This window comes from Kitasatospora sp. NPDC056184 (assembly GCF_042268405.1).
Classification (GTDB): Bacteria; Actinomycetota; Actinomycetes; order Streptomycetales; family Streptomycetaceae; genus Kitasatospora.
The window spans coordinates 150,100-167,234 of record NZ_JBHJUI010000002.1; the positions used below are offsets into that span (position 1 = coordinate 150,100).

Below are 17,135 nucleotides of genomic sequence, written 5' to 3' on the forward strand. Positions count from 1 at the left end.
CGGTCACTCGGCGGGGGCCTGTCGCTCGTCGTCGAGTGCGCCGGAGAGGACGGCGTCGAGGAGGCCGGGGTAGCGGGCGTCGAGGTCCTCGCGGCGCAGGCGGAGGAGGTTCTCCCGGCCGGAGGGGTGCTGGTGGATGACGCCGCTGTCGCGCAGCACCCGCCAGTGGTGGGTCATCGTCGACTTGGCGGTGATGCCGATCGCGGCGAGCACGCTCCCGCAGTTGTGCGCCCCTCCGCCGTCCAGGACGCGGACGGCGGAGAGGCGGACGGGGTTGCCGAGGGCGGTCAGGACGTGCTCGATCCGGATCTGCTCGCGGGCGGGGTGGCGGTAGTTCATGGCCCCACCGTAACGCGCGGGTTGACGGCGGCCGCCGGTCCGCCGCGGCTCAGCGCCGGGGCGCGAGCAGGTGGGCGTCGATCGCCGCCCGCGCCGCGGGGTCGTAGTAGACCCAGTGGGGCGTGTCCACGGTCAGCACGCGGGCGCCCGGGAAGGCGCGCGCCATCCGGCGGGCGCCGGGCAGCGGCGTCGCCGGGTCGTGGACGGCGTTGGCCACCAGCACGGGCGGCAGGTCGCCCCGCGCCTGAGCGGGCCGGGCCCTGGGCGGGAGGGTCCAGCCCTGGCAGCCGAGCACCGGGGCCAGGGCGTAGGTGCTGACGCGGACGTGCGGGGCGGCCCGCGCCACCCGCGCCCGGATGGCCCGGTACTCGGCGTAGTCGCGGATCCGGAAGTCGAAGTCCCGGCACATCACCAGCTGCATCGCGGTGTTGCGGCCGCCCGGGCCGGGCCAGGACACCTCGCCCCGCCCGCTGTCCACGGCCGCCAGCTGCTCCGCCGCCCAGTCCGGCCGCCGGGACAGCAGCAGGAAGGTGAGCAGGCCGGACAGCCGGTCGGCGTCGACCGCGACCGGGCCCGGCCCCTGCGGGCCCGGTTCGCGCAGCGTGCCCGCGTCGGCGCGGGCGAACAGCTCCGCCGTGACGGCCGCGAGGCCGCGGGGGCGGAGCGCGCAGTCCGGGGCCGTCGCGCACCAGGCCGCCAGCTGCTCGAACATGGCGTCGACGGTGGCGCTGCTGTCGGTGAGGTAGCGCTCCGCGTCCGGCCGGTCCGGGTCCACCGCGCTGTCCAGGGCCATCGCCCGCAGCCGCTCCGGGAACAGGCGGGCGTAGCGCTCGCCGAGGAGCGTGCCGTAGGAGTGGCCGAGGTAGCTGATCCGGCGCTCGCCGAGGGCGGCGCGGATCGCGTCCATGTCCCGGGCCACGCTCTCGGTGTCCAGGTGGGCGGCGAGCGGGCCCATCGCGCGCAGGCAGCCGGCGGCGGTCCGCCCGTTCGCGGCGCGCAGCCGCTCGAAGGCGGCGGCGTCCTGGGGGAACTCGGCGGCCTCCTCGGCGGTGCTCTCGTCGTCGGCGCTGCTCTCGTCGTCGGCGGTCTCCTCGCACGGGGCGGGCCGGCTGCGCCCGATGCCGCGCGGGTCGAAGCCGACCAGGTCGAACCGCTCCAGCATCTCCGGGCCGTAGACGCCGAGGTCGGGGATGCCCGCGTACAGGGCGTCCTCCGCGCCGGGGGCGCCGGGCCCGCCGGGGTTGGACAGCAGGACGCCGATCCGGCGCGACGGGTCGGTGGCCCGGTGGCGGGCGACGAAGATGCCGGTCTTCGGACCGTTCGGCCGCGCCCAGTCCACCGGCACCTGGACGGTGGCGCACTGCGCGGCCGGGGTCGGGTCCGGCATCGGCGGTTCGCTCTTCGGGCAGGGACCCCAGGCGATCGACGGGGCGGGCGCGGCGGCCCCGGAGGCCTCGCCCGCGGCCGCCGCGCCGGGGAGGGCGAGGGCCGTGGCGCAGGCGGACAGGGCGAGGGCGACGGCGAGGGCGCGCCGTCGCCGGAGCGGGTGGCTTCTTCTGCGGAGGTTCATGCCCGTGAACGACCGGACGGCGCCGGGGCCGGGTTGCGCCGCTCCCGAGGCCGTGCCCGATGGGGCACCCGGGGCGTCCGGCCGGTAGGCTGTAATGTATGCAGAGCGATAATGACCCTTACGAGATATGTGCGGCCGTGCCCGACGTCGCGACCTTCCGGCACCTGCGGACCGCCGCCGGGATGAGCGACCGCCCGGCCGCGGCGGTGGCCGCCGGGCTGCCGAACACCTGGTTCGGGGTGACCGTCCACCACGACGGCGAGCCCGTGGGGATGGGCCGGATCGTCGGGGACGGCGGTGCGGTGTTCCAGATCGCCGACGTGTGCGTGCTCCCCGCCCACCAGGGCCGCGGGCTGGGCGGGCGGATCATGGCGCGGCTGACCGCCGAGCTCGAGGAGCGCGCCCCCGCGGGCGCCTACATCTCGCTGATCGCCGACGGCGAGGCCCACCGGCTCTACGCCAAGTACGGCTTCGTCGGGACGGCCCCGGAGTCGGTCGGCATGCACCGGCTGGTGTGACGTCCGGTGTGACGTCCGGTGTGACGTCCGGTGTGACGTCCGCCTGTCGCACCCCCGGGACGCGGGGGTGCGACAGCGGTGTCAGGACCGGGTGATCAGGCGTGGATGCCCTGGCCCGGCGTCAGGATCCCGGCCGGGTCGAAGCGGTGCTTGGCGGCCACCGCGCGCCCCCACTGGGCGCCGTAGTGGCGGCGCCACTCGGCCGGCGTCACGTCCGGGATCGCGCCGATCAGGTAGCGCTTGCCGCCCAGCCGCACCGCCAGGTCGTACAGCCGGCGGTTGCGCCGCAGCGCGGCGGCGTGGTCGGCGCCCGGGAACGGGAAGGACAGCAGGTCGAAGTGGAAGCCGACCGCCTCCTTCGGCATCACGGTCATCGGGCGGGTGAACACGTCGGTGCGGAACGGGTAGAAGAGCAGCAGGCCGGCGCCCAGGTCCTCCGGCGTCAGCAGCGCGGTGGCCTCGCGCATGAACGCCTCGGTGGTCGAGGCGGGCAGGAACAGGCTCATCCACGGCTTGGGCTGCGACCAGAGGCCGGCCCCCTTCAGGAACCCGGCGAAGCCGTCCACCCGGAACGCGTACTCGCGCGCGGTCTGGTCCGTGAACGTCGTCTCGGCCGCCAGGCAGCGCAGGCCGCGCACCAGCCTCGCCCGGTCCGGCGCGGCGGCACCGTCGTAGTGGACGACGCCCTCCACCTTGTACTTCCAGCCGGTGTTGGCGGCGTTGCGCGAGACGTCGCCGACGTGCAGGTCGAAGCGCCGCTCCAGCATCAGCTTTTTCTGGTCCGCGAGGTAGTCGGCCAGGTCGTCGTAGAACAGGTTGAGCACCAGCGCCCGCTCACGGGCCCGCACCAGGCGCAGGGTGGCCCGGACGATGAGGCCGGCCTGCCCGCCGCCGCCCAGCACGGCCTCGAACAGCTCGCGGTTGGCGCTCGCCGAGGCGGTCACCAGCTCGCCGGTGCCGGTGACCACGTCCACCGACTCGACGGTGTCCACCTGGAAGCCGTGGCGCTGCACGCCGCCGCCGATGCCGCCGACGCTCAGCGTGCCGCCGATCGACAGGTGCAGGTAGTCCGTCAGGCTGGGCGGCATCCACCCCTGGGCGAGCGCGGCGTCGGTCAGCTGCGCCCAGGTGACGCCCGCCTCGACCACGGCGCGGCCGGGGGTGATCCGGATGATCCGGTCCAGTCCGCGGGAGTCGATCGCGACGCCGCCGCGCACGGCGGCCTGGCCGTAGCTGGAGTGCGACTCCAGCTCGGCCGGGCCGCCGGTGCCGCTCTGGCCGTTCATCGCGACCGGGATGCGGTGCCGGCGGGCGAAGCCGACCAGGGTGGCGACGTCGCGCACCGAACCCGGACGCAGGACGGCGCGCGGCGCGGCCGTCACCAGGTGGCCGAAGTCCCCGCCGAACCGGGCCAGCGTGTCGGCGTCGGCGACCAGGGTGCCGTCCAGCCGGGGAAGCGCGGCGAGCGCGGTGTCGGCCGGGGCCGCGTCGGCGGCGCCCCCGGTGGGGGCCTCCACGGCCCAGGAACGGCCGACGGTGTTCCACCCGATGACGGTGGCCGCGGCGCCGACGATCACGCTGCGGCGGGGCAGGGCTGACTTGCTCATTACAGATATCTCCGATCAATCGTCATATGAGCAGTGTTGTATCTCAGTCGGCACGTACACGCGCAATAGGCCGGACCTGAACACTTCGGTGACGGTCCGTCCGGGCTCCGGTGCGCCCGGGATGGGGAGCGGTCTATACCACTGGGTGGGTCGGGGGCGGGATCCGGACAGTCGTCGGCCTCCGGCGCAACGGTACTGACCAGGTGGAACGGGGGCCGGCCCGGGCGTCGGCGGGCGGGCGCGGTGGCCGGAAATCCGGTTGTCCGGCCGTGGTGATCGGGAGAGAGTGGAGCTGTCGGGATCAAGGAACGACACCGAGGGCGAGCTGGGCCTGGGAGAGCCCAAGGGCCTGTAAAGCCCCCGCTTCGGCTGTGGTGGTTCGAATCCATCCTCGCCCACCTCGGACCGCCCCGGACCGCACCGCGGCCCGGGGCGGTGTGCGTCGGACCCCCGGTTCGGCACCCGATAGGCTCGGTCGCATGTTCGTTCTGGAACTGGCCTACACCGCGCCGATCGACCGCATCGAAGCCGTGCTGCCCGCCCACATCGCGTGGCTCGGCCGCCACTACGCGGAGGGCACCTTCCTGGCCTCCGGCCGCAAGGTGCCCCGCGACGGCGGCGTCATCCTCGCCGTGGGGGAGGACCGGGCGGCGGTCGAGGCGATCGTGCGCACCGACCCGTTCGCCGTCGAGGGCCTGGTCGAGTACCGGGTGACGGAGTTCCTCGCCACCACCGTCGCGCCGGTCCTGGAAGCCCACCGGCAGCGGCTTCCGGCCTGATAAGCCGACTGGTCCCGCTCCTGCGCCCGGCCGGGGCGCCCCGGTTCGGCGACCGGTCGCGCACTGGCTACGATCGGTGAGCACGGGGCAAGGAAGCGCCGGTCCGCGGGCCGGCGCACGGCGAGAATTCCAGTGGGAGAAGACGATGGCACACGCACGGGCCGGACAGCCGGCGCAGCCGGGCGACCTGGTGGACGTGGCGCGGCTGGTGACGGCGTACTACACGCTGCACCCGGACCCGGAGGAGCCGGCCCAGCGGGTCGCGTTCGGCACCTCGGGCCACCGCGGCTCCTCGCTGGACGCCGCGTTCAACGAGGACCACATCGCCGCCACCACCCAGGCGATCTGCGAGTACCGGGCGGCCCAGGGCATCACCGGCCCGCTGTTCCTCGGTGCCGACACCCACGCGCTGTCCGAGCCCGCGCAGGCCACCGCCGTCGAGGTGCTGGCGGCGAACGGCGTGACCGTCCTGCTGGACAGCGCCGACGGCTACACCCCGACGCCCGCCGTCTCGCACGCGATCCTGACCCACAACCGGCGCAACCCGCAGTCGCTCGCGGACGGCATCGTCGTCACCCCGTCGCACAACCCGCCCCGCGACGGCGGCTTCAAGTACAACCCGCCGAGCGGCGGCCCGGCCGGCTCGGAGGCCACCGGCTGGATCCAGGACCGCGCCAACGCCCTGATCCGCGAGGGCCTGCGCGGCGTCAAGCGGGTCCCGTACGCGCGCGCCCTGGCCGCGGCCACCACCGGCCGCCACGACTACCTCACCGGCTACACCGAGGACCTGGTCTCCGTCCTGGACCTGGACGCCGTCCGCGCGGCCGGCCTGCGGATCGGCGCCGACCCGCTGGGCGGTGCGTCCGTCGCCTACTGGGGCCGGATCGCCGAGACCCACCGCCTGGACCTGACCGTGGTCAACCCGGTCACCGACCCGACCTGGCGCTTCATGACGCTGGACTGGGACGGCAAGATCCGGATGGACTGCTCCTCGCCCGCCGCGATGGCCTCGCTGATCGCCCGCCGCGACGAGTACGCCATCGCCACCGGCAACGACGCCGACGCCGACCGGCACGGCATCGTCACCCCGGACGGCGGCCTGATGAACCCCAACCACTACCTCGCGGTGGCCGTCGACTACCTCTACCGCCACCGCTCCGAGTGGCCGGTCGACGCGGCGGTCGGCAAGACGCTGGTCTCCTCCTCGATGCTGGACCGGGTCGCCGCCGACCTCAAGCGCCGACTGGTCGAGGTGCCGGTCGGCTTCAAGTGGTTCGTCGACGGGCTGCTGGAGGGCTCGATCGCGTTCGGCGGCGAGGAGTCGGCGGGCGCGTCGTTCCTGCGCCGCGACGGCGGGGTGTGGACCACGGACAAGGACGGCATCCTGCTCGCCCTGCTGGCCGCCGAGATCACCGCCGTGACCGGCCGCACCCCCAGCGAGTACTACGGCGACCTCACCGCCCGGTTCGGCGCCCCCGCCTACGCCCGGGTGGACGCCCCGGCGGACCGCGAGCAGAAGGCGCTGCTGTCCCGCCTGTCGGCCGAGCAGGTCACGGCCGGCGACCTGGCCGGCGAGCCGGTCACGGCCGTGCTCACCGAGGCCCCCGGCAACGGCGCGGCCATCGGCGGCATCAAGGTGTGCACCGAGAACGCCTGGTTCGCGGCCCGCCCGTCCGGCACCGAGGACGTCTACAAGATCTACGCCGAGTCCTTCCACGGCCCCGAGCACCTCGCCCGGGTCCAGGAGGAGGCCCGCAGCCTGGTCAACGGGGTGCTCGCCGGCCAGGGCTGACGCCTGAACCCCGCACGGCGGCCGCGGCCCCGGTGGACCACCCACCGGGGCCGCGGCCCGTCGCTCGGGCGGGAACGGCCCGAGTCCGCCGGCGGGTCAGTTGCGGTTCAGCGTCCGGCTGATGCCCGCCAGGACCGCCGTCGTGAGCAACCAGCCGATGGCGATGAGGGAGTAGCCGAACCACTGCTGGGCCCCGGTCCAGTACCAGGCGGTGCGCTGGCCGAGCCCGCCGATCGGGATGAGCAGGTCGAGGGTGTAGACGAGCGGGTTGAACGGCACGCTCTCGCCGGCCTTGACCTCGTGGGGCGCGCCGTGGCGGAAGACCAGGGTGCCGAGCAGCGCGAGGCCGCCCAGCCACAGCACGGCCTGCCAGGGGCGGTAGCCGTAGCCGACGGTGGCGTCCAGCAGCCGGCCCCAGAGCCGGCCGGGCGCGCCCAGGGTGCGCCGGCGCCGGCGCTGCTTCGCCAGGAGCACCCGCCGGGCGTCGTCGTCGTGGCCGATCCTCCGGTACCACGCGGCGAGTTGCTCGTAGGGCTGGGGGGAGTAGCCGGGGAGCGCGGCCAGCCAGGCCAGCCGGCGGGCGACGGGCTCGGGGGCCGCGGAGGAGGCCTGGAGGGAGGTGTAGGTGAAGCCGTCCAGGCGGGTGTCGGCCGGCCAGCTGTGCGCGTTGTCGTGCAGGACGACGGTCTGCGCGTCCTGGAGGTCGACGGTGCCGTTCGGGACGGCGGCCGGGGTGAGCCGGAGGTCGCCGGCGGTCATCCGGTTGCCGTCCAGGGCCACCGCGCCGCAGCCGTCCAGCACGGCGGCGTCGAGCGAGAGCCTGCTGCGGATCGCCGCGCCGGGGAGGCGGATCGAGCCGTTGGCGGTGAAGCCGCGGGCGAGGACGAGGGTGGAGGCGGTGAGGTCGTCGCCGGTGAGCGCGTCGCCGCCGGGGTTGTCTATCCGGGCCCGCTCCATGAACAGCCCGCCGTTGAACCGGGCGCCGACCAGCCGCAGGCCGCCGCGGGCGTGGAACCCCTTGCGGGCGAAGCAGCCGCCGTCCATCACCAGGCCGCCGGCCCACAGCGCCCAGACGTCCGGGGCGCGCGCCGGGTCCGGGACCGGGTCCGCACCGTCGGCGCCGAGCAGCTCGGTGGCGGTGAGCCGGGCTCCGCTGAGCCGCAGTTCGCCGGTGATCTGCGCGCGGGTGAGGGTGAGGCGCCCGTCGAAGACCGAGCCCTCGAAGAAGAGGTTGCCGTCGACCTTCAGCAGCCACCCGTCGAGCCCGGGGATGCGGCAGTTGCTCAGGCTGGTGGACCGCAGGGTGGCGTCCCGCAGTACCACCTGCTCCTCGAAGTGGCAGCCTTCGAGGCGCAGTTCACCGGCGGCGGTCAGCCCGCGCAGGTCGAGGCGGCCGGTGACGCGGGCGCCGATCAGGTACAGCACCCGGACCGGGCCGCCCGGCCCGTCGGCGCCGAGCAGCGCGGTGGCGAGCGCCTCGGCGCGCACCGTGCGCCCGTCGCCCCAGGCCGCCCCGCCGACCGGATCGTCCGCGGCCGGGTCGCCGCTGCGCAGGTCCACCGCCGCGCCCGTGGCGCAGGCGTCCCACACCCGCTGTTCCGGCCCGGTCAGGTCCTGGTACGTCAGCATCCCGCCCCCTCGGTGGTGATCGCCTGCGGACCGCAGCCTAGTGGGGCGGCCGACGGTACCCGTAGGCCGGGAGAGCCGGGGTCCCGTCCTCGGTGGACAGGACCCCGGTCGGGATCAGCCGGCGTCCGCCGGCCTCAGGTGCCGGTCGTAGAACCGGGCGCCGTCCTCCACCTCGAACCACGGGGTGCCGACGTGCCCGCCGAGGTTGGCGTGCAGCGTCTTCTCCTTGCTGCCGAAGGCGTCGAAGAGGTCGAGGGCCCGCTGCCGGGGGTTCCCACCGTCGTCCCACTGGAGCAGGAACAGCAGCGGAACGGTGAGCCGCCGGGCCTCCTCGCGCTGGGCACGGGGTACGTAGCCCCCGGCGAAGAAGCCGGCGGCCGCGATGCGCGGGTCGGCCGCGGCCAGCCGGATGCCGAGGGCGGTCCACCCCGAGTAGCCGACCGGGCCGCCGATACCGGGCAGCGCGAGGAGGGCGTCCAGGGTGGTCCGCCAGTCCGGGACCGCCGCTTCGACCATCGGTCCGACGAGGGACTCGAAGATCTCGTCGACCGGCTCGCCGGCCCGCATCGCCCGGCGGAGGTCGGCGCGGGCCTGCTCGGCGGCGGCGGAACGGGGCCGGTCACCGCACCCGGCGGCGTCGACGGTGGCCACCGCGTAGCCGCACGCCGCGTGGTACCGGGCCCGGGCCACCAGCCGGGGATCGCTCTTGGGCAGGCCGTTGTTGTGGGCCATCAGGATCAGCGGAGCCGGTGCGGAGCCGGGCGTCCACAGGGTGCCGGGGATCTCGCCGAGGGTGAACTCGCGCTCGATGACGCCGTCGGCGAGGCGCTGTTCGGAGGTGACGTGCATGGTCGTGCCTTTCGGGAGGGCTCTGGAACGGCGCTCCCGGACGACCTACCGTCCGACCGTGACCCCGGAGGAGAGCACCCATGTCGTGATGTTCACGGGTACCACCTCCTCGTTCGCTCGCACGGCCTCGGGAAACGTAGCAGTGGTCACCGCGGTCCGCCAAACGGATTTCCGTCCCGGGGACCGGCCGGGAACGGGGCGGGGAACCGCGGGTGGGAACCGGGGAGCTGACCCGCTGTCAACGCCGTTGATAGGTTGGCGCGCAGACCCGGTCCGTACCGTCCTCACCAGGGGGAACCCGTTGAGCCAGCAGCACCCCGACCAGCCGCCGCCGCTGGCCTACGGCGCTCCGCAGCCCTTCCCGGGACAGCCGTGTCCGGTGCGGCCGGCGCCGCGGCCGAGCCCCGGGAGTCCGGTGGGCGCGCTCGTCCTCGGGTTCATCGCCTCGGTGGTCGTCGCGGCGGTCTACACGGCGATCATCGTGTTCACGTACGAGGACTACTACCGGTCCACGAACACCGTGCACACGCTCTACCTGGGGCACGCCCTCGTCAACGGGACGGTCGTCGGCCTGCTGGTGGGCCTGGTCGGCCGCCGCAGCCAGGGGGCGTGGACCGCGGGTGCGGTGGTGGCCGCGCTGGGCGCGTTCTTCGGCTACGCCGACGCCGTCCCGTTCGTCGTGCTCCGGGCGGACGGGATCGACGCGCTGCGGCGGATGCTGGAGACCGAGCCCTACGCCCCGGTCGAGGTGTGGTGGGGCAGCTGGTCCGGAACCGAGGTGATCTCCGTGCTGGGCCTGGTGGTCGCCGCGGCGGCGGCCTGGACCGTCGCCTGCCTGACGGGCCGCGGCCGCCGCTGACCCGGGTACGGGCCGACGGGCGGCCGCACCCGGGACGGGCGGGCGGTGGCCGCTACGGCGCCCCTGCCGGCCCGGGGTCGGCGAGGGCCCGCAGCCTGCCGGCGTCGCACGGCAGGCCGTTGAGGTCCAGCACCTCGTGCAGGTTGACCCTGAAGTGCCAGGCCCTGGTGCTGCCGGCGATCGCGCGGATCACGGTGCGCTGCGGGTCGGTGAGCGGCTGCTCGCCGTCGTACGCCTCGGTGGGGAAGACGATGTCGAGCAGGGCCCCGGCGACGGTGACGGCGTCGATGGCGTTGACCTCGTCCAGGGCGGCGCACAGCTCCGCCAGCAGGGGTTCGGCCTGCTCGGGCGGCAGGAGCGCCAGGGTGGTGGCCGCGTCGGTGGTCGGGTCGCCCGCGCCGAGGTACAGGTCCTCGAAGCCGGGGACGTCCAGGTCGCCGCGGAGGACCTCGATCAGGGTCCGGGCGCCCGGGTGGGCGGGGGAGCGCCGGGTGCGCACCCAGGTGAGGGCGGCGCAGGAGCGGAGCAGCGGATCGTCGTCGGCGAGGTGCCGCTCCAGCGCGCCCAGGGTGTCGGCGCCGGCCTCGTGCAGGCCCAGGCCGAGCAGGATCTCCGCGCGGATCCGGGGTTCGGGTTCGAGGGCGAGGCGGTCGTGCAGGGCCCCGGCGGCCGCCTCTCCGGGCGCCGCGGCGAGCAGGGCGACGGCCCGGCGGCGGATCCCCGGGTGCTCGTGGGCGGCCTGCCCGGTCCAGGTCGGCACCGCGTCGGCGAGCACGGTGTAGACCTCGTGGTAGGCGGACTCGGCGCCGCTGTCGGCGAAGTCCTCGGCCGGGTCGGTGGAGTCGGCGGGGAGGTCGGCCAGGACGGCCTTGAGCTCCTGGCAGGCTTCGAGGCTGCCGTCGCGGGTCGCGATGTCGGCCAGGAACTCCAGCAGCGCGGCCCGGGCGTCGAGGTCCTCGACGCGGTCGACCAGCGCGGCCATGCACCGGAACGCCGGGCCGGTGGCCTCCGCGATGGTGTGCTGGTGCAGCAGCAGGTCCGACAGCTGTCCCAGGGCCAGGTGGAACGCCTCCGGGTCGCCGACGGCCAGTCCCTTGAGCAGGAACGGCACGTCCTCCGAGTCGCCGAAGAAGGTTTCCAGCTCGTCCCACGGCACCGCCCCGGCACCGTGCAGCTCGCTCGGCACGGGCGCGGCACGCCAGGCGTGCAGGGTGCGGGCCGCCGTGCCGAGCTCCTCGTCGCGGGCGAGGCCGAGGCCCTCGAAGGTCACGGTTCCCGGCTCCGCGCCGTCGGTGTCGTCGCCGGTGTCGCCGGCGCCGTACACGTGCCAGTCCCCGACCGGGCCGCCGCGGATGCCCGGCTCGACGTACCCCTCGGCGACGAGCGCCCCGGCGGCGTCCACGGCGCGCCACCGTTCGACCGCCAACCCGTCGACCGTGGCGTCGGTGGGCGTGACGTCCGCGGTGCGGGTGCCGTCGGCGTCGTACCAGTGCTCGGTGACGAGGACGCCGTCCCGCTCGGTGCGCTCGGCGCGGAGGGCGCCGTCGTCGTGGAACCGCCGCTGGACGGTGCTGCCGTCGCCGGGCCACTCGCGCTCCTGCCGGGGCACGCCGCCCTCGTACCTGCGCTCCAGCAGCGGTTCGCCGTCCGGCCGGAACCGCTTCAGCCGGTAGGGGGTGCGGGAGTTCAGGTACGTCCTGCGCTCCACCTGCCGGCCGTCGGTGAAGTCGGCCTCCTCGTAACCGTGGTAGACGCTGTCGGGGTTGTGGTAGCTCGGCCCCTCCGCGGCCGAGGTGCTCTCCCAGGCCTGCTTCCACAGCCGCCACGTCCCGACCGCCGCCCCGGTGGTCGCGTCGACGGCGCCGTCGACGAACGCGAGCAGGCCCGCCACCCACACCGCGTCGGCGGGTACGCCGGTGGAGGGCGTCGCGGGCGGGGTCCGCACCTCGGCCAACCCTCCGGCCCCGGCCGGTTCCCCGGCCCCGGCCGGCTCCGAGCGGAGCAGTCGCAGGGCCAGCTCGGGCAGGCCCTCGAAGGCGGCGTGCCGGGCCGCGCCCGGGGAGGCGCCGAGGCCGGCCGCCAGGCACAGCCGGACGGAGGCGGCGTCGCCGTCGCGGGCCGCCTCGATCAGCGGGGAGGCCTTGGCCTCGCCCTGGGGGAAGCGGGCGATCTCCCGGCCGTCGCGGTTGTAGACGAGCCGGTCCGGCGTGCCGTCCCCCGTCCAGTGCCGGGCCACGCCTTCGAGGACGCCGTCCTGCCGCCAGCGGGGAGCCGACCACTCGCCGTCCGGCCAGAAGGTGGCGGGCTCCGGCACACCGGCCGGACGCTCCGGCACGGGCCCGCCCTCGGCGGTCATCTCGGTGCCGTCGGCGGCGTAGCAGGCCTGACGGATCCGGGCGCCCTGCTCGTCGTACTCCAGGACCACGGTGCGCAGGACCGGCGGCAGCCCGTCGAAGGAGAACGGGTCGCGGCTCGGGTGGTCGCAGCGGTGGCCGGTGACGGTGACCGGTGTGCCGTCGCGGTGCTCGGCACGGACCGCCAGGGTGCCGTCGTCGTGGTAGCGCAGCAGCGTCCCGTGGCGGGCGCCGTCACGCCACTCGCTCTCCTCCAGCGGCGTCCCGTCGGGGCGCCACAGCACCCACCGGCCGGTGGGCGCACCGCCGTTGCGCGCTCCGACCGCCCAGACCGGCCACGCCGGGCCGCCCGCGGAGAGCTCCCACTCCGCGAGGTACTCCGCTTCCGCGGGCACGCCCGCGGGCCGGTCGGCAGGGGCGGTCCCGGTCCCCGGGCCCGGTATCCCCCCGGGGCGGGTCCCGGCGTCATCGACATGCAGATCGTCAGACATGACCCGTATGCAAGCACCTGCCGCCGACATGCCGCGTCCGGGGTGCCCGCTGTCGCTGACGATCCGTCAAGGTGGGGGCGGGCGGACAGCCTCGGCTTCCTAGCCCCCGACGAGGAGCAGGGCGAGCGCGAAGAGCACCGCGACCAGCGCCACCAGCACGGTGACCGCCAGGGGCCCGCAGCCGCCGGGCCGCCGGTCGGCGGGCCCCGGCACAGCCGCGGCCCGCCGGTCGGCGGGCCGCGGCTGTGCCGGGGACGCGGACCGCTCCTCCGTACCCGCGCCGGCCGTTCCCCCGCCGGCCGTTCCCCTGCCGCCCGCGGCGGCGCCGGGCCGCCCGGGCCGCTCCGGGACGTCCACCGCGAACGCCGCGCAGGCCGCGCCCCGGCGGGCCGGGACCGCGGCCACCCGCAGGGCCACCCCGACCCGCGCGTGCGGCGCGCCCTGCACCTGCCCCGCCGCCCCGGCGCCGGGGACGCCGAACCGGGAGGCGATGTCCGGGCCCAGCCCGACGAGGTCGGGCGGCACCGTGTACCGCAGCTCGATCCGGCGGGTCGCGCCGGAGGGCAGCGGTGCCTCGACGGCCCGCCGGTCGAAGTCCAGCCGCCCCTGGACGGGTTCGACGGGGTCGATCCGGAAGCCGGTCGGGTCCGGCCCGGCGTTGTGCACGAGCAGGTCCAGCAGGACCGTGCCGCCGGCCGTCCCGAACCGGCGCGGCGGCTCGCACCAGGCCCGCACGCCCGCCTCCGGACCGGCCCGCAGATCGGCGCCGCAGTACTCGCCCGGGCAGTAGCGGCCGAGCCGCTCGGCGCCGTCCGTGCGGCTGCCGCACAGTTCGCAGTGCAGCGCCATCGTCGTCCCCTCCGTCCCGGTGGGCCCCGCCCCGCCCCGGGGTTACCCGGCCGCCCGCCGGAGCAACCGCCGCCGCCGGGACCGGAACCGCTCCGTGACCGGCGCGGCCCCTCCGCCAGGGAGCCGTCAGGGCGCGGCTCCGGCGGTGGCGGGCTGCTCGGCGTCCCCGAAGCGGGCCAGCGTGAGGGCCCCGAACACCGCCGCCGCGAAACCGAGGACGGCGAGCGGTTCGAGGTCGTGGCGGGTGTGGTCGCCGAGCAGCAGCACGCCGACGACGGCCGGGCCGAGCGTCTCGCCGAGCACCATGGCCGCCGTCGCCGCCGTGACCGACCCGTTCTGCATCGCCCAGGTCAGCGCGGCGAACCCGCCCAGCCCGGCGAACGCGACGGCGTAGGCGGCCGGTTCGGTCAGCAGGTCAGGGAACCGGGCGTCCGGCAGCACCCGCACGGCGACGCCGACCACACCGAACTGCAGGCCGGCGACCAGCCCCAGCAGCGGCGCCCGCCGGCTCCCGCCGAACCGCACCGCCGCCCAGCCCGCGCCGATCAGCAGCACCGAGCAGACCAGCGTGCCGAGCCGCAGGACCGGGGTGCCGTGGCCGGGGCCGTCGCGCCCGGCGCTGACCGCGAGCACGCAGAGCCCCGCGCACACCGCCGCCACCCCGGCCCACTCGCTGCGCCGCAGCCGCACGTGCAGGACCCGGGCCGCGCCGACGGCCGTCACGGCGAGCGCCGAGGCGAGCACCGCCTCCACCTCGTACAACGGCAGCCGGTCCAGCGCGAGGAGTTCCGCGCCGAACCCGAGCATGTCCATCCCGACCCCCGCGAGGAACGGCCACTGCCGGAACGCCCCCGCCAGGGCCGCCGCCCCGCCGGGCCGCTGCCCGGCGGCGGCACGACGGGCCCCGACCGCCTGGAGCACGGTGGCGGACCCGGTGAGCAGAGCGGCGGCCAGCGCCGCCAGCAGGCCGAAGGACATGCGCCGACCGTACGGGCCCGGCCCGCTCCCGCCCCGCTCCGGCACGCCGGACGCGGTCGCGCCGACCGCCGCTCAGGGGCGCCGGCGCGGCGCCTCGTCGCCGGGGGAGTCCGGGGAGGCGAGGTAGAAGGGCAGCGCGAGGTGGGCGGCGAGGGCGCGGCCGGCCCGCTCGGCGGTCAGCCGGCTGTCGGTGGCGGCGTCTAGGGTGCGGGCGACGCACGGCGCGTCCGACCCTCCCCGGTGTCGAGAGCGGGAACTGGAGCACGGTGTGCGGTTGTTCGATGTGACGGACGTTCCGGAGACCGAGGACGCGGCCGCCTGGCTCGCGTACGCGGAGCGGTTGACGGCGGCGGGGGACCCCCGGGGCAAGGCGATCCGGCTGGAGTGCGGCGGCGGCGACCGCGACCGGTGGGCCGAGGCGTACGGGGAGGTGGAGCGGCACCTGGGGCTGGACGGGCTGCGGGCGGAAGGTTCGTGGCGGTTCAGCTGGTCGCGCGGCTTCCTCGACGAGGCGTCCTTCCGGTTGGCGCCGGACGGCCGGCCGGGGCGTCGGGAGCTGGTGGAAGGGATCCTGACGGCGCATCCGATGGACGTGGCGGCGGACGCGGCGGTGGACGACCCCGAGCAGTGGGAGGGCGTGCTGATCGCGGCCCTGCTCGCCCACGCCGTGAGTGCTCGGCTGCGCACCCTCGACCTGCGGCTGACCGACTACCACCACTCCGCCGAACGGGCCGCGGCCGCGCTCGCCGGGCAGCCGCGGCCCCGGCTGGAGCGGTTCTCCTTCGGCCACGGCTTCGAGTACCTCTTCGAGGACGGCCGGGGGTCGGCGGGCAGCCGGATCGAGCCGATGGAGTACCACGGCGAGGGGCTGGTGCGGACGGACCTCTGGGACGCGCTGCCCGCGCTGCGCACCCTGGAGCTGGAAGGCGCCTTCCTGTTCCCCTCGGTGGACCACGAGGGCCTGACCCGGCTGCGGACCCGGGGAGCCGTGGTGGCCGACGGCTCGGTCTTCCTCCCGGGGCGGCTCCCCGCCCTGGTGTCCCTGGAGCTGGAGCTGGAGAGCGACGTCTTCGGGGTCGCGTGCTCGGCGGACCAGCTGGACGACCTGGCGGACGCGGCGCAGTGGTACCCGGAGCTCAGGAACCTCGACCTCGGGAAGGTGGAGTTCGACGCCGCGCTGTCCGAGGTGCTCGCGGCCCTCGCCGACTCCCCGCTGCTGCCGCAGCTCGAAACCCTGACGCTCCGGGAGCCGGAGACGCCCGAGGAGGGCGGGACCGAGCCGCCGGCCGCCCTCGCACCGAAGTTCGCGCACCTCGCGCTGCGGGTGGCCACCGCGGCGTCCGGCGGGGGCGACCGGGGGCGGACGGCTACGGGAGGACCGGCTTGAACGTCTCCAGCGCGGTGTCGGTGTGCTCCAGGGCGGACACCAGGAGCTTCCGGCTCTCCAGCAGCATCGCACCCTGGTTGAGGATGGGGATGATGTCGACGGCCGGGTCCGCCTCTTCGAGGGTGCCGGCCACGCCCAGCAGGATGTGCAGCGCCTCGGCGGCGTTCGCGGACGCGTCCACGATGGGCCCGGTGTCCGGATCCTGGGCGAGGACGAAGAGGGGGACACCCACCCGCCGGACCTGCCAGCCCAGGAGGGACACCTGCTTGGCCGGATCCTCCCAGGTTCCGGCGCCCTTCAGCTGTTCCAGCCAGACGGTGAACAACTCCTCGCCGTCCACCCTGACGTCGTCGTCGAGCTTCGCTTGTGCCTGCACCGTGCCGAGCAGGGTGTTGAGCAGATGCAGCCGGTATATCTCGGGGCTGTCGAACCGCGCGGCCCTTTCGGCGTGCTCGGCCGGCGTGTTGGTTCCTTCGTAGGCACCCAACGCGGCCAGGGCGGCGCCGATCTGTTCCACCGTCACAGCAGTGTCATCGCTCGTCATGCCGGCACGCTACCCGTCCCGGGCCCGGATTCGGGAGGGCGGGCGGGACGGCCACCGGCAACGGTTCCCAATCCCGTGCCGGATCGGTACACGCGGATGACAGTGTGACCGGGAAGGTGACACGGGAATCGAGAACCCGCAACGGTGGGGCCGAATTCCGCACCGCGCCGGGATTCGCGCCTTCCGGGTGCCCTGTCACGGGCGCGGGAGAGATCCGTCCACGCACGGTCGGGCCGAACCCGACCGGAACGCCCACGAATGTCCTCACAGCCGGTCGTCGAGCGGTGAGGTGCCGGTGGTCGTCGACTGATCCCGGCCGCGCTCCCGGGCGGCCCGGCAGGGGAGGTGGCGGGTGAGGGCGTCGCTGCAGTTGGCGGCCGCCATCCGTTGCAGCAGGACGGCCAGGCGGGTGACCAGCGGGCGAAGCCGGGACCGCAGGGCGGCGTCGGCGCGGGCGTCGAGGCGCTCGACGGCGGAACAGATGCGGGTGACGAGGAGTGCGGTACCGCGAACGGCGCGGCGGAGGTGGCTCACGCTCGTGCAACCGGTCGGTCACCCGCCCGGTTCCGGCCCACGGCCGGGTGGCCGAT

15 protein-coding genes and 1 tRNA gene are annotated in these 17,135 nt (G+C 75.6%); 6 read left to right on the forward strand and 10 right to left on the reverse strand.

Features of this window, described 5'->3' with window-relative positions; genetic code table 11:
• Positions 1 to 3 precede the first annotated feature (3 nt).
• On the reverse strand, positions 4 to 339 hold the full coding sequence (locus tag ACFC0B_RS05760) for an ArsR/SmtB family transcription factor (protein WP_376082746.1): 336 nt from the start codon (positions 337 to 339) through the stop codon (positions 4 to 6).
• Positions 340 to 388: 49 nt separating this feature from the next.
• Positions 389 to 1,909, reverse strand: coding sequence for an alpha/beta fold hydrolase (locus tag ACFC0B_RS05765; protein WP_376082748.1), 1,521 nt, complete (start codon positions 1,907 to 1,909; stop codon positions 389 to 391).
• 98 nt (positions 1,910 to 2,007) lie between these two features.
• On the opposite strand from ACFC0B_RS05765, the gene ACFC0B_RS05770 reads away from it, so the two are divergent.
• Positions 2,008 to 2,427 carry a GNAT family N-acetyltransferase gene (locus tag ACFC0B_RS05770; protein WP_376082751.1) on the forward strand — a complete coding sequence of 140 codons (420 nt, stop codon included), beginning with the start codon at positions 2,008 to 2,010 and terminating at the stop codon, positions 2,425 to 2,427.
• Between the two features lie 95 nt (positions 2,428 to 2,522).
• Here ACFC0B_RS05770 and ACFC0B_RS05775 read toward each other — a convergent pair whose 3' ends face one another.
• The gene (locus ACFC0B_RS05775) at positions 2,523 to 4,034 is read right to left on the reverse strand and encodes an FAD-binding protein (RefSeq protein ID WP_376082752.1); all 1,512 of its coding nucleotides are present in this window, start codon (positions 4,032 to 4,034) and stop codon (positions 2,523 to 2,525) included.
• A 318-nt stretch (positions 4,035 to 4,352) separates the two neighbouring features.
• On the opposite strand from ACFC0B_RS05775, the gene ACFC0B_RS05780 reads away from it, so the two are divergent.
• From ACFC0B_RS05780 to pgm, 3 genes are all read left to right on the forward strand, one after another.
• Positions 4,353 to 4,432 (forward strand) — tRNA-Tyr (locus ACFC0B_RS05780).
• Between the two features lie 81 nt (positions 4,433 to 4,513).
• On the forward strand, positions 4,514 to 4,813 hold the full coding sequence (locus ACFC0B_RS05785; RefSeq protein ID WP_376082755.1) for a YciI family protein: 300 nt from the start codon (positions 4,514 to 4,516) through the stop codon (positions 4,811 to 4,813).
• Positions 4,814 to 4,958: 145 nt separating this feature from the next.
• Complete coding sequence (gene pgm, locus ACFC0B_RS05790) at positions 4,959 to 6,605, forward strand: phosphoglucomutase (alpha-D-glucose-1,6-bisphosphate-dependent) (protein WP_376082758.1); 1,647 nt, start codon at positions 4,959 to 4,961, stop codon at positions 6,603 to 6,605.
• Positions 6,606 to 6,701: 96 nt separating this feature from the next.
• Here the strand turns inward: pgm and ACFC0B_RS05795 are convergent, their stop codons facing one another.
• Together ACFC0B_RS05795 and ACFC0B_RS05800 are read right to left on the reverse strand one after the other, a co-directional pair.
• A complete protein-coding gene (locus tag ACFC0B_RS05795; RefSeq protein WP_376082761.1) occupies positions 6,702 to 8,234 on the reverse strand; it encodes an oxidoreductase in 1,533 nt (510 codons plus the stop codon).
• A gap of 114 nt (positions 8,235 to 8,348) precedes the next feature.
• Entirely contained in the window at positions 8,349 to 9,083 is a 735-nt protein-coding gene (locus ACFC0B_RS05800; RefSeq protein WP_376082764.1) for an alpha/beta hydrolase, read from the reverse strand.
• A gap of 301 nt (positions 9,084 to 9,384) precedes the next feature.
• Here ACFC0B_RS05800 and ACFC0B_RS05805 point away from each other — a divergent pair, with 301 nt between their 5' ends.
• Positions 9,385 to 9,942 carry a hypothetical protein gene (locus ACFC0B_RS05805; protein ID WP_376082766.1) on the forward strand — a complete coding sequence of 186 codons (558 nt, stop codon included), beginning with the start codon at positions 9,385 to 9,387 and terminating at the stop codon, positions 9,940 to 9,942.
• Between the two features lie 52 nt (positions 9,943 to 9,994).
• On the opposite strand, the gene ACFC0B_RS05810 is transcribed toward ACFC0B_RS05805, so the two are convergent.
• From ACFC0B_RS05810 to ACFC0B_RS05820, 3 genes are all read right to left on the reverse strand, one after another.
• Positions 9,995 to 12,691, reverse strand: coding sequence for a hypothetical protein (locus tag ACFC0B_RS05810; protein WP_376082769.1), 2,697 nt, complete (start codon positions 12,689 to 12,691; stop codon positions 9,995 to 9,997).
• A gap of 195 nt (positions 12,692 to 12,886) precedes the next feature.
• Positions 12,887 to 13,636 (reverse strand): hypothetical protein, encoded by a 750-nt coding sequence (locus ACFC0B_RS05815; RefSeq protein ID WP_376082772.1) that lies wholly within the window; start codon positions 13,634 to 13,636, stop codon positions 12,887 to 12,889.
• A 126-nt stretch (positions 13,637 to 13,762) separates the two neighbouring features.
• Positions 13,763 to 14,614, reverse strand: a complete 852-nt coding sequence (locus ACFC0B_RS05820; RefSeq protein WP_376082774.1) for a hypothetical protein — start codon at positions 14,612 to 14,614, stop codon at positions 13,763 to 13,765.
• Positions 14,615 to 14,888: 274 nt separating this feature from the next.
• Here ACFC0B_RS05820 and ACFC0B_RS05825 point away from each other — a divergent pair, with 274 nt between their 5' ends.
• Entirely contained in the window at positions 14,889 to 16,001 is a 1,113-nt protein-coding gene (locus ACFC0B_RS05825; RefSeq protein WP_376082775.1) for a hypothetical protein, read from the forward strand.
• On the opposite strand, the gene ACFC0B_RS05830 is transcribed toward ACFC0B_RS05825, so the two are convergent.
• Both ACFC0B_RS05830 and ACFC0B_RS05835 read right to left on the reverse strand, forming a co-directional pair.
• The gene (locus ACFC0B_RS05830; protein ID WP_376082778.1) at positions 15,982 to 16,545 is read right to left on the reverse strand and encodes a DUF6245 family protein; all 564 of its coding nucleotides are present in this window, start codon (positions 16,543 to 16,545) and stop codon (positions 15,982 to 15,984) included. The genes ACFC0B_RS05825 and ACFC0B_RS05830 overlap by 20 nt on opposite strands.
• A 264-nt stretch (positions 16,546 to 16,809) precedes the next feature.
• Positions 16,810 to 17,079, reverse strand: coding sequence for a hypothetical protein (locus ACFC0B_RS05835; RefSeq protein WP_376082780.1), 270 nt, complete (start codon positions 17,077 to 17,079; stop codon positions 16,810 to 16,812).
• Between the last annotated feature and the right edge of the window lie 56 nt (positions 17,080 to 17,135).

Excerpts from the sequence above, each read along its gene's own strand:
- ACFC0B_RS05765 (WP_376082748.1), bottom strand. The coding sequence starts at position 1,909 with ATGAACCTCCGCAGAAGAAGCCACCCGCTCCGGCGACGGCGCGCCCTC.
- ACFC0B_RS05770 (WP_376082751.1), top strand. The coding sequence starts at position 2,008 with ATGCAGAGCGATAATGACCCTTACGAGATATGTGCGGCCGTGCCCGAC.
- ACFC0B_RS05820 (WP_376082774.1), bottom strand. The coding sequence starts at position 14,614 with ATGTCCTTCGGCCTGCTGGCGGCGCTGGCCGCCGCTCTGCTCACCGGG.
- pgm (WP_376082758.1), top strand. The coding sequence starts at position 4,959 with ATGGCACACGCACGGGCCGGACAGCCGGCGCAGCCGGGCGACCTGGTG.
- ACFC0B_RS05760 (WP_376082746.1), bottom strand. The coding sequence starts at position 339 with ATGAACTACCGCCACCCCGCCCGCGAGCAGATCCGGATCGAGCACGTC.
- ACFC0B_RS05830 (WP_376082778.1), bottom strand. The coding sequence starts at position 16,545 with ATGACGAGCGATGACACTGCTGTGACGGTGGAACAGATCGGCGCCGCC.
- ACFC0B_RS05815 (WP_376082772.1), bottom strand. The coding sequence starts at position 13,636 with ATGGCGCTGCACTGCGAACTGTGCGGCAGCCGCACGGACGGCGCCGAG.
- ACFC0B_RS05785 (WP_376082755.1), top strand. The coding sequence starts at position 4,514 with ATGTTCGTTCTGGAACTGGCCTACACCGCGCCGATCGACCGCATCGAA.
- ACFC0B_RS05775 (WP_376082752.1), bottom strand. The coding sequence starts at position 4,034 with ATGAGCAAGTCAGCCCTGCCCCGCCGCAGCGTGATCGTCGGCGCCGCG.
- ACFC0B_RS05795 (WP_376082761.1), bottom strand. The coding sequence starts at position 8,234 with ATGCTGACGTACCAGGACCTGACCGGGCCGGAACAGCGGGTGTGGGAC.
- ACFC0B_RS05800 (WP_376082764.1), bottom strand. The coding sequence starts at position 9,083 with ATGCACGTCACCTCCGAACAGCGCCTCGCCGACGGCGTCATCGAGCGC.